The 16,029-nt window shown below is 70.6% G+C and carries 14 protein-coding genes and 1 tRNA gene; 5 read left to right on the top strand and 10 right to left on the bottom strand.

What is annotated here, in order from left to right:
* Positions 1-175 precede the first annotated feature (175 nt).
* On the top strand, positions 176-787 hold the full coding sequence (locus AB0K08_RS00255) for a DinB family protein (protein WP_363350471.1): 612 nt from the start codon (positions 176-178) through the stop codon (positions 785-787).
* A gap of 31 nt (positions 788-818) precedes the next feature.
* Here the strand turns inward: AB0K08_RS00255 and AB0K08_RS00250 are convergent, their stop codons facing one another.
* Positions 819-1,106, bottom strand: coding sequence for a cell division protein CrgA (locus AB0K08_RS00250; protein ID WP_363350469.1), 288 nt, complete (start codon positions 1,104-1,106; stop codon positions 819-821).
* A 215-nt stretch (positions 1,107-1,321) separates the two neighbouring features.
* Here AB0K08_RS00250 and AB0K08_RS00245 point away from each other — a divergent pair, with 215 nt between their 5' ends.
* Positions 1,322-1,984 carry an aminodeoxychorismate/anthranilate synthase component II gene (locus AB0K08_RS00245; RefSeq protein ID WP_363350467.1) on the top strand — a complete coding sequence of 221 codons (663 nt, stop codon included), beginning with the start codon at positions 1,322-1,324 and terminating at the stop codon, positions 1,982-1,984.
* Between the two features lie 48 nt (positions 1,985-2,032).
* Here AB0K08_RS00245 and pknB read toward each other — a convergent pair whose 3' ends face one another.
* From pknB to AB0K08_RS00210, 7 genes are read right to left on the bottom strand one after another with little or no spacing between them, the layout of a single operon-like run.
* The gene (gene pknB, locus AB0K08_RS00240) at positions 2,033-4,156 is read right to left on the bottom strand and encodes a Stk1 family PASTA domain-containing Ser/Thr kinase (RefSeq protein ID WP_363350465.1); all 2,124 of its coding nucleotides are present in this window, start codon (positions 4,154-4,156) and stop codon (positions 2,033-2,035) included.
* Positions 4,157-4,205: 49 nt separating this feature from the next.
* Positions 4,206-5,999: a protein kinase gene (locus AB0K08_RS00235; protein WP_363350463.1), complete on the bottom strand. Its 1,794-nt coding sequence runs from the start codon at positions 5,997-5,999 to the stop codon at positions 4,206-4,208.
* Positions 5,996-7,444, bottom strand: coding sequence for a penicillin-binding transpeptidase domain-containing protein (locus tag AB0K08_RS00230; RefSeq protein WP_363350461.1), 1,449 nt, complete (start codon positions 7,442-7,444; stop codon positions 5,996-5,998). Before AB0K08_RS00230 ends, AB0K08_RS00235 begins: the two co-directional genes overlap by 4 nt.
* Positions 7,441-8,856 (bottom strand): FtsW/RodA/SpoVE family cell cycle protein, encoded by a 1,416-nt coding sequence (locus AB0K08_RS00225; protein ID WP_363350459.1) that lies wholly within the window; start codon positions 8,854-8,856, stop codon positions 7,441-7,443. Before AB0K08_RS00225 ends, AB0K08_RS00230 begins: the two co-directional genes overlap by 4 nt.
* On the bottom strand, positions 8,856-10,430 hold the full coding sequence (locus AB0K08_RS00220) for a protein phosphatase 2C domain-containing protein (protein WP_363350457.1): 1,575 nt from the start codon (positions 10,428-10,430) through the stop codon (positions 8,856-8,858). Before AB0K08_RS00220 ends, AB0K08_RS00225 begins: the two co-directional genes overlap by 1 nt.
* 5 nt (positions 10,431-10,435) lie before the next feature.
* Complete coding sequence (locus AB0K08_RS00215) at positions 10,436-10,972, bottom strand: FHA domain-containing protein (RefSeq protein WP_363350455.1); 537 nt, start codon at positions 10,970-10,972, stop codon at positions 10,436-10,438.
* The gene (locus tag AB0K08_RS00210) at positions 10,969-11,883 is read right to left on the bottom strand and encodes a DUF3662 and FHA domain-containing protein (protein ID WP_363350454.1); all 915 of its coding nucleotides are present in this window, start codon (positions 11,881-11,883) and stop codon (positions 10,969-10,971) included. The genes AB0K08_RS00215 and AB0K08_RS00210 overlap by 4 nt, the downstream gene beginning before the upstream one ends.
* A 235-nt stretch (positions 11,884-12,118) precedes the next feature.
* Between AB0K08_RS00210 and AB0K08_RS00205 the strand changes: the two genes are divergently transcribed.
* The 3 genes from AB0K08_RS00205 to AB0K08_RS00195 all read left to right on the top strand — a co-directional run bounded on the left by AB0K08_RS00205 (position 12,119) and on the right by AB0K08_RS00195 (position 14,138).
* Positions 12,119-12,202 (top strand) — tRNA-Leu (locus AB0K08_RS00205).
* Positions 12,203-12,330: 128 nt separating this feature from the next.
* Positions 12,331-13,287, top strand: a complete 957-nt coding sequence (locus tag AB0K08_RS00200) for a LysR substrate-binding domain-containing protein (RefSeq protein WP_363350452.1) — start codon at positions 12,331-12,333, stop codon at positions 13,285-13,287.
* A gap of 68 nt (positions 13,288-13,355) precedes the next feature.
* Positions 13,356-14,138, top strand: coding sequence for an SDR family NAD(P)-dependent oxidoreductase (locus tag AB0K08_RS00195; RefSeq protein ID WP_363350450.1), 783 nt, complete (start codon positions 13,356-13,358; stop codon positions 14,136-14,138).
* A gap of 57 nt (positions 14,139-14,195) precedes the next feature.
* Here AB0K08_RS00195 and AB0K08_RS00190 read toward each other — a convergent pair whose 3' ends face one another.
* On the bottom strand, positions 14,196-14,975 hold the full coding sequence (locus AB0K08_RS00190) for an SDR family oxidoreductase (protein ID WP_363350448.1): 780 nt from the start codon (positions 14,973-14,975) through the stop codon (positions 14,196-14,198).
* Positions 14,972-16,018 (bottom strand): fumarylacetoacetate hydrolase family protein, encoded by a 1,047-nt coding sequence (locus AB0K08_RS00185; RefSeq protein WP_363350446.1) that lies wholly within the window; start codon positions 16,016-16,018, stop codon positions 14,972-14,974. The genes AB0K08_RS00190 and AB0K08_RS00185 overlap by 4 nt, the downstream gene beginning before the upstream one ends.
* Positions 16,019-16,029 lie beyond the last annotated feature (11 nt).

The raw sequence follows: 16,029 nt of genomic DNA, 5'->3' as shown, positions 1-16,029 counted from the left end.
CAGTGTGGATGAATCACAGCAGTGTTGTTCACACTGTGGATAGGGTTGTGGACAATAAAAGTCCATGTCAGGACCGGTATTTTCGGCTGTAAACACCCTGGGGAAAACTCGGGCGTTTCGTGGGGTACCGGCCGGAAGTCTTCCACAATTGCGGGGGCAGCAGGAGGATTGGACCATGGTCGACAGCGGAGACGTATCCACAGGCCTGGGGAACGATTCCACAGGTGCCTCCCAGCAACTCGCGAACCAATTGCGGTGGTACTGGGAACATCACCTCGCCCAGCGGCTGCAGGGGATGAGCGATGAGGAGTACCACTGGGAGCCGGCACGCGGAGCCTGGGGAGTCAGGCCCCGCGGGGCCAGCGGTCCAGAGTACGCCGGGGCGGTCCGGGCGGGCAGCGGCGAATGGCTGGTGGACTTCGCCGTCCCGGAGCCGAGTCCACCGCCGCTCACCACGATCGCCTGGCGGGCGGGGCACGTGCTCGTCGGGGTGCTCGGCGCCCGGATGGCGGGCCACTTCGGCGGCCCGGCCATGGACTACTTCACCTATGACTATCCGGGCACCGCGGAGGCGGCGTACGCGAGTCTGGGGGCCGCTGTCGGGAGTTGGTGCGATGCGGTGGGCACGCTGGGACCGGCAGAGCTGGACCAGCCGGTGGGCGAGGCGGAGGGGCCGTGGGCGGAGCACCCGATGCTCGAGCTGGTGCTGCACATCAACCGTGAGGTCATCCACCACGGGGCGGAGATGTGCCTGCTGCGGGACCTGTACCGCGCGGACCGGACGTGAGTCCGCCGGCGGGTGGCGGGTCCGGGGCGGCCTAGCGCCAGCGGGTGGTCATCAGGAAGCCGACGCAGGCGATGCCGAAGCCGATGCCGATGTTCCAGCCACCCGCCTGGGGGATGGGAGCAACACCCATGGTGAGGTAGTAGATGACGATCCAGATCAGACCGACGATCATCAGGCCGAACATGATGGCCTTGTACCAGGTGGGCAGCGGCCCGGGCTCCTGCTCCTGCGCGCGGCGTTCGGCCCGCTCCCGGGCTCGACCGGCCCTCGCGGCCTTCGTGTTGTTCTGGCCGGTCTTGCGGGACTTGGACTCGGGCACGTCGGTTCCTGTTCACGGTCGGTCGGTCACGTCGCCGCACCGGAACCGGTCACGGCGTAGTCTGCTTCTGACGAAGACTTCCGGGCCAGTCTAGCGGCGAACCCCGCCCGAGCACGGGGGCCACCCCGGCCGCCGGCCGGTAGGCTCCAGGCGCCACCCGGGCCCGGTACCCCGCACGATGCCCCGACCGCCACCAGACACGATGGGACCCCCGCATGACCTCCCCGACCGCCACCACCCCCTCGGCCGCCCGCATCCTCGTGGTGGACAACTATGACAGCTTCGTCTACACGCTGGTGGGCTATCTGCGGGAACTCGGCGCGGACACCCTCGTGGTCCGCAACGACGCCGTGAGCCTCGAGGAGGCGACCGAGCTGGCGGCAGAACGGGACGGGATCCTGCTCTCACCGGGGCCGGGCACCCCGGCCGAGGCCGGCGTCAGCGTTCCCCTGGTCCGATGGGCCGCCGCGCAGTCCAAGCCGCTCTACGGCGTCTGCCTGGGCCATCAGGCGATCTCCGAGGCCTATGGGGCCACCGTGACGCATTCCCAGGAGCTGATGCACGGCAAGACCTCCCGCGTGCTGCACGGAGCCCACGAGATGTTCGCCGGCGTGCCGGATCCCTTCACGGCCACCCGGTACCATTCGCTGGCGGCCGTCCGCGCCACGGTCCCGGAGGAGCTGGAAATCACCGCCGAGACCCAGGGCGGGATCGTCATGGGCGTGGCCCACCGGACGGCCCCGCTGTGGGGCGTGCAGTTCCACCCCGAATCCGTGCTGACGGAGAGCGGCTACCGGATGCTCGGCAACTGGCTGGACTCCCTCGGCATGGTCGGCGCGGCCGCCCGGGCGGACACGCTCTCGCCGCTGGTCGGCTGAGGCCGGTCCGTCGACGCCGGACGGTCAGCCGGACCGTCAGCCGGACCGTCAGCCGTTCGGGCCGCGGCCGTTGTTGTTGCCGTTGCCGCCGTTGTTGCTTCCGGGCCCGTTGCCGCGCCCGTTGCTGTTGCCGGGGCCGGGTGCGGCCGCCGGCGACTCATCCGGGGACTCCGAGGCGCTCCCGGAATCGCTCGGTGAGGGCGAGTCCGAGGGAGACGGCGGGTCACTGGGGCTGGGGGACTCGCTCGACGGTGACGGGGAGGGATCGGCGGGGGCCTCCGCCACCTCGACCGTGACCGAGGAGCCCTGGGGCACCTCCGTGCCCTCGGCCTGTTCCTGACCGACGACGGTCCCCGGCTCGGTCGGTGCCTCACGCTCCACCGTGGACACCGTCATGCTCAGGCCGATCTCGTCGAGGGCCGCCTGGGCTTCCTCCTGGGTGCTGCCGACCAGCTGGGGTACCTCCACGTTGCCGGAGGACATCTGCAGCTCGACGGACGACCCGGAGCGCACCGTGGCCCCGAGTTCAGGGGAGGTGCCGACCAAGCGGTCGCGCGGGACATCGGCGGAGGGGACGTAGCGCACCGAGGAGATGGACAGGCCCAGGCCCTCCAGGGTGTCCCGGGCCGTGGCCTCGGACTGCCCGGCGAGATCCGTGGGGATCTCGATCTGTTCCGGGCCCATGGAGATGAAGAGGGTGATCTCCTGGCCCTTCTGGGCGGTCGTCCCCTCAGCCGGCTCGGTGCCGACCGCCAGGTCCCGCTGGACCTCGTCGTCATGCACCTCCTCCAGGATGGGGCGGAGATCGGCCGAGGTCAGGGCGTTCTGCGCCTCGATCTGGGTCAGGTCGGCCACTGCGGGGACGGTGACCTGGTTGGCCTCCACGTTGCGGCGGTTCAGCTCGTCCATGAGGAACCAGCCGCCGGCCACGGCGGCCAGGGCGAGGACGACCACCAGGACCGGCACCCAGACCCGATGGCTCTTGCGCTTCTTGGGGGCCCGCCCGGGGGCGGCGGCCCCGTCCAGGTCCAGTGGATGCCCGGTGGTCTCGGCCGGCTCGGCGGGGGTGGCAGCGGTGGGGATGTCCCGGTGGCCCGGCCGGGACGTGGCCGAGTAGTACTCCTCGGAGGGCCCGTTCCCGACGGCGGCCATCGCCAGTGTCGCCGTCGCGGGGTCCTCCAGGGGGGCCACGGAGGTCATGGCCTCGGTGGGGCGGTCCCCGTCGGTACCGGCCAGGCCCGCGCCGGCCGCCGCTCCGGCCACCCCTGCGGCCGCCGCAGCACCGGCCGCACCCGCAGCACGTGGTGCGAGGCCGGCGTCGGGATTCTCCAGGGCCCTCCGCAGGGCGGCCCGGAACTCGAGCCCGGACTGGAAGCGCTCCACGCGGTCCTTGGCCAGGGCACTGGCGACCACGGCATCCAGGGAGGCTGAGACCGTGGGGTTCAGGGTGGAGGGCGCGGGGGGTTGCTCACGCACGTGCTGATAGGCCACGGCCACGGGGGAGTCCCCCACGAAGGGCGGCCGTCCCGTCAGCAGCTCGAAGAGCAGGCAACCGGCCGAGTACAGGTCAGAGCGTGAATCCACGGACTCGCCGCGGGCCTGCTCCGGGGACAGGTACTGGGCGGTGCCGACCACGGCCTGGGTCTGCGTCATGGTGGCGGCGGAGTCGGAGAGGGCCCGGGCGATCCCGAAGTCCATGACCTTCACCGCGCCGGAGGTGGTGACCATGATGTTGGCGGGCTTGATGTCCCGGTGGACGATCCCCTCCTCATGGCTGTAGTTCAGGGCGGTGAGGACCCCGGAGGTCCACTCTGCGGCCTGTTCCACGGTGATCTCGTCATGGCGCAACAGGTCCCGCAGGGTCCGCCCGTCCACGAACTCCATGACCAGGAACGGGCAGGAGACACCCTCGAAGCCTCCGTCCTCGAACAGCTCCTCCCCCGTGTCGAAGACGGAGACGATGTTGGGGTGGTTCAGCGCGGCGGAGGACTGGGCCTCGCGGTGGAAACGGGACTGGAACTGGGGATCCCGGGCCAGGTCCGGTCGCATGAGCTTGATGGCCACCTTGCGGCCGAGCTTCTGGTCCCGCCCCTGGTACACATCGGCCATGCCACCCCGGCCGATGAGGTCACCGACCTCGTACCGGCCGTTGAGGATGCGTTGATGTGGCACTGTGGTTCGTCCTGTTCTCGCAGAAGGTCCTGGTGGGGCGGCCGCCGGCCTAGGCGGCAGGCTCCCCGTCGGTGTCCGACGCAGCCTCCGGTGTCGCGGAGTCGTCGTCGCCGGGTTCGGTCGACGGCGCGGATTGCGGAGCCGAGGAGGCTGTCTCCGTGGTGGGCGGAGGGCTCGACGTGGGCGTGTCCGTCGGCGTCGGCGTCGGGGTCGACGTGGGCGTGTCCGTCGGTGTCGGCGTCGGGGTCGGGGTGGGGGTTTCCGTCGGCGTCGGGGTGGGGGTCGGCGTGGGTTCCGGTTCCGGGCCCGCCGAGAACCTGACGGTGATGAGGGTCCCCACGGGCACGTCCCCGGTGTGCGAGAGGGTGAGTACGGTCCCGGCGGCTTCCTGGCCGGGGACCTCCTGGCTGGTGACGTCCATGCCCAGGTCCCGCAACGCGGCCTCGACGGTGCTGATGTCCGAGCCCACATAGGAGTCTGCGCTGATGGACACGGTCTCAGGCCCCGAGGAACTGGAGGACGGCGATTCGGAGGCGGTGGTGGCGGGGGCGGACGAGGACTCCTCCCCACCGCCGCCGGCCAGCATCGGCCCCAGCCAGACGCCGAGGATGACGAACACGATCAGGGCCAGCAGGCCGATCATCGGCCACGTCCACGGGCTGCGCCTCTTGCGCCCGGCCGTGCGGTCCAGCTGGTCGTTGTACCCCGGCTCCGCGTCCGGCGGGCCGGGCTCACCGGTGCCGGGGCCGTCGTCGGGACGTCCCGTGGCGGAGATGGCGCCGGCCGCTCCGCCGGCACCGGCTGCGCCCGCCGCACCGGCCACCGGCAGCGCGGAGGTGCCGGTCCCGTCCGAGCCGGACGCACCGCTGATGACCTCGGTGGCGTGGGTCTGGGACATGCCCGAGTAGTCGACGGCCTGCGTCATGGCCTGGGTGGGTGCGCCCTGCGCGGCGGCGGCCGCGGCGGCGGCGCCACCGGTGAGGAACGGGATCATGCCGGGCACCGCGGCGGCGGCGGAGGCCGTGTCCTGGCGGCGCAGCGCCTCGGCGGCCTCGGCCAGGGCGGTGGCGTTGGCGGGCCGCTCGTGGGCCTCCTTGGCGAGCATGGACATGATCAGGGCGCGCACCGGCTCGGGGATTGAGTCCGTCAGCGGCGGCGGCGGGTCGTTGACCTGGGCCAACGCGATCGCGATCTGGGACTCGCCCGAGAAGGGGCGGTGGCCCACGAGGCACTCGTAGCCGATGACGCCGAGCGAGTAGATGTCCGAGGAGCCGGTGGCCTGTTGGCCGGTGGCCTGCTCCGGGGCGAGGTACTGCGCCGTGCCCATGACCTGGCCCGTGGCCGTCAGCGGCACCTGGTCCGCGAGCCGGGCGATGCCGAAGTCGGTGACCTTGACGCGGCCGTGGGGGGTGATCAGCAGGTTCCCCGGCTTGATGTCGCGGTGCACCAGTCCCTGGGCGTGGGCGGCCGAGAGGGCCCGCGCGGTCTGCGCCATGATGTTCAGCGTGCGGTCCGGGGAGAGGACCTTCTCCTTGTCCAGGATCGCCGAGAGCGGCGGGCCGGGCACGAGCTCCATGACGAGGTAGCCGGAACCGTCCTCCTCGCCGTAGTCGAAGACGTTGGCGACGCCGGGGTGGTTCAGCAGCGCGGTGTGCTGCGCCTCCGCCCGGAACCGGCGCAGGAAGTTCGCGTCCCCGGTGTACTCCTCCTTGAGGATCTTCACCGCCGTCTGCCGTCCCAGGACCTTGTCCTTGGCCTTCCAGACCTCGCCCATGCCGCCGATGGCGATGCGTTCGGTGAGCTGGTACCTGCCGCCCAGCGTGATACCTGATGTCGGCCTCACTGTGTGACCACCGCCTCCATGATTTTCTTCAGGTTGGTCGACGTCAGCGCGCTGCCTTGGTCGAAGTCGATGTTCTGGTACACGAGGGTGACGGCCACCTGCGGATCACCCGCGGGCGCGAACCCGGTGATCCACGAGTTGACCAGGTCGTTGTCCGCACCCAACTGGGCCGTGCCGGTCTTGGCGGCGATGTCCACGGTCTCGGACCTCGCGCGGTAGGCCGTGCCGCCGTCCAGCGGGCCGCGCATCAGCTCGGTCATCTGCTCGGCGATCTCCGGGGTGGTGGAGCGCTTGAAGACCTCCGGCTGGACGTCCTCCAACAGGGTCAGGTCGGAGCCGCGGATCGTGTCGATCAGCTGCGGCTTCATCAGGGTCCCGCCGTTGGCGATCGCGGCGGCCACCATGTTCATCTGCAGGGCGGTGGCCTTGACGTCCCGCTGGCCGATCGCGGACTGCGCCAGGGCGGCGTCGTCCAGGTCGCTCGGGAACTGTGAGGCCGCCACCGTCAGGGGGATCTCGAAGGACTGGTTGAACCCGAAGTTCTCCGCGGTCTGGCGGATCCGGTCCTGGCCCAGCTCGATGGCCGCGGTGGCGAAGGGGGTGTTGCAGGACTGGGCGAAGATCTCCGCGAGGCTCGCCCGGTCCATGTTCCCGCACAGCCCGCCGCCGAAGTTTCCCAGCGGGGTGTTCGTGCCGGGCAGCGTGATCGAGTCCGGGACGTCCAGGACCTGGTCCGGCTGGTACTCACCGGACTCGAGCATGGCCACCGTGTCGATCAGCTTGAAGGTGGAACCCGGCGCGGGCAGGGAGGCGGTGGGCCGGTTGATGTAGGGGCTCAACCCGGGCACGGCCTGCAGCTTCTCCATGTTGGCCGAGGCCTCTGCCCCGTTGTGCGTGGCCAGCAGGTTCGTGTCGTAGCTCGGCTTGGACGCCATCGCCAGGACCTCCCCCGTGGCCGGGTCGGAGATGACCACGGAGCCCTGCACCCCGTCCGGCAGGGCGGAGTAGGCGAGCTCCTGCATCTGCGGGTCGATCGTCAGCTCCACCTGGGCTCCCTCCATCTGGGTGCCGGAGAACAGCTGGACCAGCCGGTCCACGAACTGCCCGTCCGAGGAGCCGGCGAGATACCGGTTGAGCTTGTCCTCCAGGCCCGTGGCGCCGTAGGTCAAGGAGTAGAAGCCGGTCAGGCCGGAGTACAGGTGCGTGTCGTGGTAGACCCGCTGGAAGTTGAAGTCGTCGTTGGACTCCACCGACTCGGCGATCGGGTTGCCGTCGACCAGGATCGGCCCGCGGGCGGAACCGAACTCCTGGTAGAGCTGGCGGGAGTTGAAGTCGTTGTTCTTCAGCGCATCCGCGGCGAGGACCTGGATGACGGAGATGGCCACGATCAGCACCATGAACATGGCGATGATCACGACCCACGTGTTGCGGATGGCCTGGTTCATGCGGTGACACCTCCCGCCGGCGTGGTCAGGGGGACGCCCACGGTGCGGTCCTGGTGACCGGATCCGGAGCCGGAGGCGTTGACCATGGGCCCCACCGCCACCGGCTTGCGGGCGGACTGGGACACCATCAGCACGAGGGCCACCACGATCCAGTTGGCCAGCAGCGAGGAGCCGCCGGCCGCCATGAACGGGGTGGTCAGCCCGGTCAGCGGGATGACCATGGTGACGCCGCCGATCACCACGAAGCACTGCATGGCCATGGTGAAGGCGAGCCCGGCCGCCAGCAGCTTGCCGAAGGCGTCGCGGGTGCCCAGGGCGGCACGCAGCATGCGGGTGACCAGCAGGACGAAGAGCATGAGGATGGCGGAGAGCCCGATGAAGCCGAGCTCCTCGCCGAAGGAGGCGATGATCATGTCCGAGTTGGCATAGGCCACGATGTCCGGCCGGCCCCCGCCGAGCCCGGTGCCGACGAGCCCCCCCGAGGCGAGCCCGAACAACCCCTGGACGATCTGATAGCTGCCGGCGCCCCGGTTGTAGACCTCGGGGTCGAAGGCGTTGAGCCAGGCGTCCACCCGCAGGCCCACGTGCGAGATCGTGTTCACGGCCAGCAGCCCGCCCACGGCCACCAGGACCAGGCCGAGGATGATCCAGGACACCCGGGAGGTGGCCAGGTAGATCATGGCCATGAACAGGCCGAAGAACAGGATGGCGGACCCGAGGTCCCGCTGGAAGACCAGCACGCCCATGGAGATCAGCCAGGCGATGATCAGCGGTCCCATGTCCCGGAACCGCGGGAATGTCACCGGGCCGATCTTCTTGCCGGCCAGCAGGATCAGGTCCCGGTTGGCCGAGAGGTAACCCGCGAAGAAGACGGCCAGGGTGATCTTGGCGACCTCGCCGGGCTGGAAGGTGCCGAGGCCGAGGTTGATCCAGATCCTCGCCCCGTTGATCGTCAGGCCGAGGCCCGGGACGAGGGGCAGCAGCAGCAGGATGCCCGAGGCGGCCAGGAACAGGTAGGGCCAGCGTCGCAGCACGCGGTGGTCCTTGAGCAGCCACAGCAGGGCGATGGCCGCGCCCATCGCCACCACGGTCCACATCAGCTGGCGCCCGGCGGCGTTGTCCCCCTCCGCCACGTCGAGGCGGTGGATCATGGCGATGCCCAGGCCGTTGAGCGTCACGACGATCGGCAGGATATAGGGGTCCGCGTACCGCGCGCGCAGGCGCAGCACGAGGTGGAAGACCAGGGCCATGATGGCCAGCACCGCGCCCTGCACCCAGTAGTCGGAGGTGATGGGGCGGTCCATGCCGAGGCCGGCGAGCAGGCTGGCCCCGATCCCGATGCACAGTCCGAGGATCAGCAGCACCAGCTCGGTGTTGCGGCGGGGGCGCGGAAGCGTTGGATCCTGGGGCATCAGCGATCACCTCCTGAGGGGCTGGGCGGCGGTGTGGCGGCGGCGGAGCCCGACGGCGAGGCGCTGGGGGACGCGGACGGGGTGGGCGTGCTGGTCGGGGACGGGGTGGGATCCGGGGCCAGGGAGTTCTCCAGCTGCTCCACGATCTGCTGGGCGTGTTCCAGGTCCCGGGCCGGCAGCCCGGATTCGACGCGCTGGCGGGAGTAGGCCGGCAGCTCCTCCAGGGAGGTCTCGGTCTCCGTGTCCAGGTGCGCGAGCTCGATGGGGCCGAGCCGCTGGGAGACGCCGTTGAAGATGGCCACTCGGCCGTCCTTCGCCCCCACGAAGTACTGGGTCTGCGTCCAGAGGTAGCCCCACAGCAGCAGGACCGCGAAGATCAGGGCCAGCAGGGCGGTGAAGACTGGGATGAACACGGAACGACGCCGGCGCGGCCGGTCCTCGTACCGGGTCCCCTCCCGGCCCCGCGGGTCGGAGGGGGAATCCGCCGAGGTGGCACCCTCCGGATCGCGGTGTCCCTCGACGAGGTCCGAGGAGGATGAGGCGGCGACGTCGGCGGTGGCGGTTGTGGCCGTCCCGGCGGCGACGGGAGGGTGGGTGCCCTCCGCCTGTTCACCGAGCGAGGGGGCGCCGGTGAGCAGGGCAGCCGCCCGCTTCTGGGTGCTGCGCCGCGTGACGATCGGGATCTTGCCGGTCTGGGTGGCGAGGTCGGCGGCCCCCACCAGGACGTGGGGGCGGGACTCGAGGTCCTCGCGGAGCAGGGAGGCGGAGACGGGCCCGGCCTGCGTGGGGGTGGCGGCCGCGAGGGCCTGCTCGGAGAGCTGCGCCGGGGTGCGGGTCTCGGGCTCGTCCTCGACGGACTCGTGGACCTCGAGCACCACCACCGTGACGTTGTCCGGGGCTCCCCCGGCGAGCGTCAGCTCGACGAGCTCGTCCGCCACCGACTGGAGGTCGGCACGGTGGCGCAGCTTCTGTTCGATCACCTCGGGCGGCACCACGGCGGTCAGGCCGTCCGAGCAGAGCAGCCAGCGCTCGCCGGGCGAGGCGTCCAGGGCGGAGATGTCCAGTTCGGGGGAGGCGTCCACGTCACCGAGGACCCGCATGAGCACGTTCTTGTGCGGGTGGGACTCCGCCTCGGAGGGGTCCAGGCGGCCCTCGTCCACGAGGCGCTGGACGAAGGTGTGGTCGATGCTGATCTGCTCGAAGGCGTCGTCCTTGAACCGGTAGGCCCGTGAGTCGCCGATGTGTGCCACATGGATGGTCTCGCCGGCCAGCAGCAGGGCGGTGCAGGTGGTCCCCATCCCGGCCAGCTTGGGGCTGGCATGCACCAGGTCGTTGAGGATCAGGTTCGCGTTCTGGATCTCGTCCGGCAACACGGTGGCCGGGCTGGCATAGCCGGTGGCGTCCAGGGGGGCCAGGTCCAGCACGGTGGAGGCGCTGGCGACGTCGCCGCCCACGTGCCCGCCCATGCCGTCGGCGACGACGGCCAGGTGACGTCCGGCGTAGGCGGAGTCGTCGTTCTTCGACCTGACGCTACCCACATCGGATCGCGCGGCGAAGCGGAGGACCAGTGGCATGGAGCTCAGGACCCCAGTTCCAGCACGGTCTTGCCGATCCGGATGGCGGTGCCCGGGTCCACGGCGACGGTGCGCGTGAGCTGGGCGCCGGAGACGTAGGTGCCGTTGGTGGAGCCGAGGTCCTCGAGGAACCACCGGGAGCCCTGGGGGAACAGCCGGGCGTGCCGGCCGGAGACGTAGTCGTCATCCAGAACCAGGTCGGCCTCCTGGGCGCGGCCCAGCAACAGGGGTGCGCCATGCAGGTCCACCACCGAACCCTTCAGGGGGCCCTCGGTGACGTGCAGTCGCGTCGGCAGCGGCCGGGCCTGTTGCTGGCCCGTCGTGTTCCCCGCGGAGCCCACCGCGCCGGGTGCGGCGGAGGACGCGCCGGATGCCCCGCCGGCGGCTGCCGGGGCGGCGCTGGCAGAGCTGCCCCGCGGGCGGACCTTGTTGCGCGCGCCCACCATGAGGTCACGTCCCTGGGAGGAGACGATCGAGATGATCAGGATCCACAGGACCAACAGCAGGCCCAGCCGGAGTGCGGCAACGGCGAGTTCGCTCACTGGGGGCCTCCCTGGCCGGGGGTCTGCCGGGCCGGCAGCATGCGGAAGACCATGCTCACCCGCCCCATCCTGATACGGTCGCCGTCCCGCAGGACGGTGGATCCGTCCACCTTGCGGTCGTTGACGTGGAAGCCGTTGGTGGAACCCAGGTCCACCGCCATGACGGTGCTCCCCCGGGTGATGATCTCCAGGTGGCGCCGCGAGACGCCGGTGTCCTCCACCAGGATGTCCGCGTCCGCGGCACGGCCCAGCACGATCGAGTCCGCGTTGAGCCCGTACTTGCGGCCGTCGATCTCGAGGACCGGCTGCAGCGGGGTCTCCGGACGTGCGGGCTGGGACGGTGGGGCGGGACGCTGGGGGGAGGGGCTGGGGGACGGCCGCCGTACCTCCGGCCGCGGGGCCGGCGGGGGGACGGGGTGCGGGACGGGAGCGGCAGCGGGGACCGGTGCCTCGCGGTCCACCGGGGCCTGGCCCACCGCGGCGGACGAGCCGGTCCCGGTGGGTGCCCGGCCGGCGTCGTTCGATGGTGCCGACCCGCCGGTCTTGTCCGATGCGGTCTCGATGTCCAGCTTGCCGGCGCGCAGCTCCGCGTCCTCCACGAAGGTGACCCGGACAGGTCCGTGCAGGGTGTAGCCCTGGTCGCGTGCGTGGCGGATGGCCTCGTCGCAGAGTTCCTCCGCCAGGGCGGAGCCCCACTTGCGGGCCTGGTCGAAGTCGGCCGTGGCGAACCTGATGGTGAAGACATTGGGCACGAACGTCCGGCCCTCGGAGAGGACCATGGACTCGTCGTCCATGGCCAGTCTCAGGGCATTGGCGATCTCCACCGGCTTGACTGCCCGGGAGCCGCCGGCCGAGAAGGCCGACTGCACAGCCTTCTCCAGGCCGCGCTCGAGGTTATCCAGAAGACCCACGAGGGGTAGTCCTTTCCGCAGATGTCTTTGACGATAGTACGCGGCACGCATGAGCATTCCGTGAGGAACAGGCCGTTGACGGGTTGCAATGCGGTGTCGATGGGACGGGGGAGACGGCAGGCAGCACGCCGATTTGGGATTCCGGCGGGGAACGGGATAGGATGGATCCTGCTGTTCTGACCGGTACGAAGGATTCCATACAGGCCTTTCGACCGGGAAGACAGACCAAAACCTCGCGCGAGTGGCGGAATTGGCAGACGCGCTGGCTTCAGGTGCCAGTGTTCGAAAGGACGTGGGGGTTCAAGTCCCCCCTCGCGCACGCGAGTTGTAATGAGACACAGAAGGCCCCGGATCACTGATCCGGGGCCTTCTCTCATCTGCGGGGCTGGTGCGGCGTCGAACCTGTGACCGGCCAACCGGGGCGGGGCGAACGGATAGCGTGGGGGAATGACGCAGTTCGATCTCAACCTGCTGCCCACCCTGCAGGTGTTGCTGGAAGTCCGGAACGTCTCCAAGGCCGCCGACAGGATGGAGCGGAGCCAACCGGCCACGAGTGCGGCGCTGGCCAAGCTCCGGCGGTACTTCGACGACGACCTGCTCGTCCGGGTGGGGCGGACCTATGAACTGACACCCTTTGCCCAGTCCTTGGTGCCGCTGGTGGACGAGGCGATCGTCCACACGCAGCGGGCGACTGAGGGCCGGTCTGGCTTTGATCCGGCGACCAGCGAGCGGACCTTCATCATCGCGGCTTCTGACTATGCCTCCACGCTGGTCATCGGTGCCTTGCGTCACCTCCTGCGAGGGGAGGCCCCGGGCGTCCAGGTGGATTTCGTTCCCAATGGCGGTCTGCGCGGTGTGCTGTCCGATTTCGCCCGGATCGACCTGCTGATCGGCCCCCCGGAGTACCAGTTCGAAGGCAGCAGCCGGCACCTGTTCCGGGACAGTTTCGTCGCCATCGTCGATCAGGAGAACCCTCTGTTGCAGCGGGATCGGCTGATGCTGGCTGACCTGTTGGACGCCCCGCACGCCGTGGGGTTCTTCGGGGATGACATCCGGACCCCCGCGGACCTGCTCTTCGACCACCGTGGGCTCAAGCCGCGGGAAGTCGCGATACTGGCCGGCTTCCTGCCCCTGCCCCAGGTGGTCGAGGGCACCGACCTGCTCGCCCTCCTGCCCCGGATGCTGGCCGCGCGGGCCCAACGCGGCACGGATCTGGGCATGCTGGTTTTCGACGAGGAGATTGAGCCCTCGCTCGTCGAGACGATGTTCTGGCATCCCTCGAAGTCAGGCGATCCGGCCAGTCAATGGCTGCGGTCGGTGGTCCAACGCGCGTGCGCGGACCTCCACCAGACCTTTGCGGGGCGGCCGCACGGGGTCACTATCGGCGCGCCGGATGGCACGTAGTCGGAGATCGGTCTTCACGGCGCCCGGCGTCCCGGGCACAGTGGTCATGAGCACACGAGAGGGGCACCATGCCGTCATCCGACGCACGATTGGCCGGGAAGACCGCCGTCATCACGGGGATCGCCGGTGGCCAGGGGCGGGCCGCGGCCCTGCTCTTCGCCGAGCAGGGCGCCCGCATCATCGGCTGCGACCTGCAGGACGAGGGCGTCAGGAGCACGGTCGAGGAGATCCACCAGAACGGCGGTGAGGCCTTCGGCCGGGCCGTGGACCTCACCGATGAGGACGCCGTCCGGTTCTGGGCCGCGGACACGGCGGCCGAGCACGGTCCCGTGCACATCCTCTACGCGAATGCCGCGGCCACGCGCTTCGCGCCGATCGCGGAGCTCGAGTTCTCGGACTGGCGCTGGAACCTGGAGCACGAGCTCGACGTCGTCTTCCTGCCCGTCCGGCACTTCTGGGCCTCGCTGGTGGCGGCGGACCGCTCGGCCATCGTCCTGGTCGGCTCCACAGCCGGAGTCACCGGGTCCGTGACCAACGGGCGGCTGGCCCATACGGCGACCAAGGGCGCCGTCGTCGCGATGACCAAGCAGTTGGCGGCGGAGGGTGCCCCACACGGGATCCGGGTCAACGCGGTCAGCCCGGGCATGATCCGCACCCCGGCCACGGAGAGCGATCTGCTCGCGGCCGAACACCCGATGGCCCGCATCGCCGAGCACATCCCGATGGGCCGCATCGGCGCCCCGGAGGAGGTGGCCCGTTGCGCCCTGTTCCTCGCCTCCGACGAGGCCTCCTACGTCACCGGAGCCAACCTGATGGTCGACGGCGGCTGGTCGGCCGTCCTGCCCGGCTGAGTCCCGCTCGGGGCGGGACCCCCTCCCGTGCGGTCCACCCGTGGAACCCGGTGCCGGCTACCGCAGGGCGTCGGAGACCGACTTGGCCCCGCCGTGGGAGGACTGGCCGCCGTCGACGGGGATCTCCGCGCCGGTCACGAAGGAGCTGGCCGGGCTGAGGAGGAAGGCCACCACGCGGGCCACCTCCGCCGGCTCGCCGCCGCGGCCCAAGGGGGTCTCCGCGATCGTCGCGTCCAGGAAGACCGGAGCCGCCGAGGCGGTCATGGGGGTCTTGATGTATCCGGGGTGGATGGTGTTGACCCGGATCCCGCGAGGGCCCAGCTCCAGGCAGGACACCCGGGACAGTCCCCGCAGCGCCCACTTGCTGGCCGTGTAGGCCACCGGGTAGTGGGCGCTCAGCGCGGCGACGGAGCCGACGTTGACGATCGACGAGCCGTCGGCCATCAGGGGCGCCAGGGTCTGGATGCCCCGCAGGGCGCCGGTGACGTTGACCTCGTAGGCACGCGCCATGTCCTCTGCCCCGACCTCCAGCAGGCGGCCGCGCCGGGTGATGCCTGCGTTGTTGACCAGCCCGTGCAGGGCTCGGCCGGCCAGGACATCCGGGAGCCGGGCGGACAGTCCCTGCCAGGCGACGGCGTCCGCGACATCGGCTGGATGGTAGGCGAAGCGCCCCGGATGGGCGGTGGCGAGTCCGGACAGCTCCGCGGCGGGTTCGGCGGGCAGGTCCACCGCCACGACCGTGGCACCCTCTTCGAGCAGTAGTTGGGTCTCGGCCAGTCCCTGGCCCTGGCCCGCACCGGTGACCACTACGGCCCGGCCCGCCAGATCGAGGTTCACCGTGCCCCCTCGGCTGCCCCTTCGGCTGCTGCTTCCCGCCGGCGATTCCGGGGCCGCGAGCGGGCCGGCACGCGGGTGGTGGCCTCGCGGCGGGCCCCGACGGTGTTCTCGATGCTGCCGATGCCCTCGACGGTCAGCCGGACGGAGTCCCCGGCCTGCAACGGTGGCGGACTCTGTTCGCCCTGGCGGCCCCAGAGCTCCGCCAGGCATCCCGATCCGCAGGTGCCCGAGCCGAGCACATCACCGGGGCGCACCACGGAGTCCTGGGAGGCATAGGCGACGAGTTCGGCGAAGGGCCAGCCCATGTTGGACAGCAGGTCGGTGCCGATCAGCTCCCCGTTGACCTCCGCCGTCATGGCGATGGGCAGGAAGCCCTCGGCGTCATGCTGGTTCTCGAACTCGTCTGCGGTGACGATCCACGGACCAAGGGTGTTGGCGAAGTCCTTGCCCTTGCACGGCCCCAGGCTCACCCTCATCTCCCGGCGCTGGAGGTCGCGCGCGGACCAGTCGTTGAGGACCGTGTACCCGAAGATGTGCCGGTGCGCGTCGGCGGCCTCGAGGTTCGTCCCGTCACTGCCGGGGACATGCCCGACGACGGCCGCGACCTCGGTCTCGAAGTCCAGTTCCCGGCACCCGGCCGGGATGCCGATCTCCACCCCGGTCGGCCGCACCGTGTGGGGGTTGGTGAAGTAGAACGTCGGGGCCTCGTACCACTCCTCCACCACGCCAGCCACGCCGTCGATGCTCTTCCGGACGCCCTCGACGTGCTCCTCGAAGGCGACGAAGTCCCGGATGGTCGCCGGCAGCAGCGGCGCCAGGAGGGTCACCTCGTCCAGGGGGGCAGAGGGCACCGCGCCGATCGTCTCGGCGGCCAGGCGCAGGGTGGCGTCGAGGCCGAGCTCGAGCAGGTCGTTGCTGCTCCGCCCGCCGGTCAGCGGGTGGCAGCGGCCCTCGGCCACGAAGCCGCTCACCGGCTCGGGCGGGCGGACCGATCCTCCCGACCGGCCGGCGTCGTTCTCGATCCAGCGTGCAATGGTGACCATGACGTTGTCTT

Source organism: Citricoccus sp. NPDC055426, assembly GCF_040677445.1.
In the GTDB taxonomy this organism is placed as follows: domain Bacteria; phylum Actinomycetota; class Actinomycetes; order Actinomycetales; family Micrococcaceae; genus Citricoccus.
Note: the sequence above shows the minus strand (reverse complement) of the source record. Positions and strands in the feature narration are given on the sequence as shown.

Bases quoted from the DNA above. Each gene is read 5' to 3' on its own strand.
- AB0K08_RS00255 (WP_363350471.1), top strand. From the start codon at position 176: ATGGTCGACAGCGGAGACGTATCCACAGGCCTGGGGAACGATTCCACA.
- AB0K08_RS00245 (WP_363350467.1), top strand. From the start codon at position 1,322: ATGACCTCCCCGACCGCCACCACCCCCTCGGCCGCCCGCATCCTCGTG.
- AB0K08_RS00230 (WP_363350461.1), bottom strand. From the start codon at position 7,444: ATGAACCAGGCCATCCGCAACACGTGGGTCGTGATCATCGCCATGTTC.
- AB0K08_RS00225 (WP_363350459.1), bottom strand. From the start codon at position 8,856: ATGCCCCAGGATCCAACGCTTCCGCGCCCCCGCCGCAACACCGAGCTG.
- AB0K08_RS00220 (WP_363350457.1), bottom strand. From the start codon at position 10,430: ATGCCACTGGTCCTCCGCTTCGCCGCGCGATCCGATGTGGGTAGCGTC.
- AB0K08_RS00200 (WP_363350452.1), top strand. From the start codon at position 12,331: ATGACGCAGTTCGATCTCAACCTGCTGCCCACCCTGCAGGTGTTGCTG.
- AB0K08_RS00195 (WP_363350450.1), top strand. From the start codon at position 13,356: ATGCCGTCATCCGACGCACGATTGGCCGGGAAGACCGCCGTCATCACG.
- AB0K08_RS00185 (WP_363350446.1), bottom strand. From the start codon at position 16,018: ATGGTCACCATTGCACGCTGGATCGAGAACGACGCCGGCCGGTCGGGA.